This window comes from Aeromonas sp. ZOR0001, from assembly GCF_000801015.1.
Lineage (GTDB): Bacteria > Pseudomonadota > Gammaproteobacteria > Enterobacterales > Aeromonadaceae > Aeromonas > Aeromonas veronii.
The window spans coordinates 23963-26071 of the sequence record NZ_JRJY01000082.1 but is presented as its reverse complement, the minus strand read 5'-3'; the positions used below and the strand labels follow the sequence as shown (position 1 = coordinate 26071).

The following is a 2109-nucleotide window of genomic DNA, read 5'->3' as shown; positions in this document are numbered from 1 at the left end:
ACGACTTGGCAATGTCAGCCCGGCGGAGTTTAACAAGAGGTATTCTCAACCCAAGTTGAACCCGATTGCCAAGCATCGCGATTGTATTTTTCAACCATCAGACTTCTAAAGAGTTTATCGTCGACCAGGGCACCACTGAGGTAGCCGCTACCCTTGTAGAGGTCTCCCCCTTTGCCAGAGGTGATGTTGCGATAGTCATAGCCAAGGCTGCCCTCTGTCTTGTTCCCAGGTGTGCGAGTGATGACGTTAATGACACCGGCCATGGCATCAGAACCATACAGAGAGGAGGCCGGGGCACGCAAAATTTCGATCCGCTCGATGGCGGCCACTGGGATGGAGGCGATATCGAAGTCATTGCCATCGTTGTCTTCCATCACTTCCCGGGCATTCAGACGGTGGCCGTTGAGCAGGATCAACGCATATTTACCTCCCATGCCCCGCAATTTGATCTCATAGCGACCATTCGGCGTGGACGGGATGAAAGATACCCCTGGCACTGTCTTCAGTGTATCGGTCAGATCCATGACCGAACGTTTATCCAGGTCGGCACGGGTGATCACAGAGACACTAGCTGGGGCCGAGAGTTCGGTATGCTTGGTCTGTGTCGCAGTGATAACCATGGTTTCGTTGGCTTTGGGGGCCTCGGCTTGTGCCAGGCCTGGCAGGGCACACAGACCAAGTGAGAGCAGAGTGGGGTTCAATCGAGATACGTCTGGCTGCAACTGCATAGTCAAAACTCCATGAATAAAACAGAGGTTATGGGGTCCGGCTCTGGGGCCGGTGGCTCGCTGACTTCCTTGTTTGGTGGGGCCAGACTCGGGATTATTGTTGTTTCTTGTCTGTGCCAGCCCCTTGAGCAGGAATCAGACACCGCCGCAGGCTAGCAGACCGCAGCCGATATTGATCCAGGCCAGCTGGTCAAATCCGTGCAGAACGCCGCTCTGACCCGATACCAGCAGCAGACGGGCATGCCGACCGGCAGGGCTAAACCTAGCAGGGTGATCAGCGCCAGCAGCAGGCCGCAGAGCCCAAACAGCAGGAAGGGGCTCTGCCAGCCGAACCACTGGACCAGGATAAGGGCAAGGGGTACCACCAGGATAGCTGCAAGCGGCCCAGCCACACTGCCCCAGCAGCAGCTGGCTGTTTTGCACCAGGGCGCAGGCCATCAACAGCAGAAAACGCAAGGTCAGCAGCATCAGCAACGCGGGCTTGCGATTGACCCGGTCGAGCCAAGGAGCGGCGATAAGCTCAATTAGGGCGGCTCCCTGGGTGGCGCACCGCTGAAATAGCCGGTCTGCTCCGGTGCCATGCCGAGGCTAGTCACCAGATCCGGCCCAAGCGGCATCACCATCATCATGCTGCCCATGGAGAGCATGTTTACAAGCATTGCAAGGCGGATGGCGGAGGCAGGGGGGCGATAGGCTTCATTGACGGCAAGCTCAAAAAAGGAGACCGAATAGTATCCGAGCGATTATCTCACACTAACAAATGGCAATCATTGTTATTTGCATTACATTGTGTTGCCCTGATTTTTGCCTCAAACGGACGATACTACGGATTGAAAAGCGCAAGGAATAGCTCATGATGACGAGGCATTAGAGCACGGTGTATGGCGACGGATCCGAGAGGGAGACAAGGATGGGGAAGTGGCGCTGGAGAGGATACTGGCTGTTGCTTTGGTTGTGGTGTTGGCCGCTGTGGGGCGAGGTGAAGGTGAGCCCGGTCTTCGAGGCGCAGGCGGCGGTGCAGACCCTCAAGGAGATCTATCCCCAGCTTGGGGTCAGCGCCATGGGGAATCAGCTGGTGCTGAGCGGGACGCCAGCCCAGCTGCAGGAGACCGAAGCCACGCTGGCGCAGATCAACCAGCCACCGCAAAGCCTGCTTATCGAGTGGCGGGTCGATGGTGCCGCCAGCGGTCAGCAACTGGGGGGCTCAATCAGTCGCGACGAGGCCAAGCGGCAGTGGTTGCTCGATGGCAGCGCACAGCAGTACCAGCGCAGCCAGAACGACAGCTGGCAGGTGCGCGGGCTGTCGGGCCGTCCCGTGCTGCTGCAGATGGGCTCCTATCAACCGGTGACTTTCTACCAATGGAACGGGGGGGCCGTGGTG

At 58.0% G+C, this 2109-nt stretch carries 2 protein-coding genes and 1 pseudogene; 1 reads left to right on the top strand and 2 read right to left on the bottom strand.

The genetic code is table 11. The features are described from left to right. Positions 1-29: 29 nt before the first annotated feature. Both L972_RS11260 and L972_RS22130 read right to left on the bottom strand, forming a co-directional pair. Entirely contained in the window at positions 30-728 is a 699-nt protein-coding gene (locus tag L972_RS11260; protein WP_052200052.1) for a TonB-dependent receptor plug domain-containing protein, read from the bottom strand. 524 nt (positions 729-1252) lie between these two features. Then, complete coding sequence (locus L972_RS22130; protein ID WP_269428980.1) at positions 1253-1387, bottom strand: hypothetical protein; 135 nt, start codon at positions 1385-1387, stop codon at positions 1253-1255. A gap of 251 nt (positions 1388-1638) precedes the next feature. Here L972_RS22130 and L972_RS11250 point away from each other — a divergent pair. After that, positions 1639-2109: pseudogene (locus tag L972_RS11250) on the top strand (hypothetical protein); the annotation flags it as partial.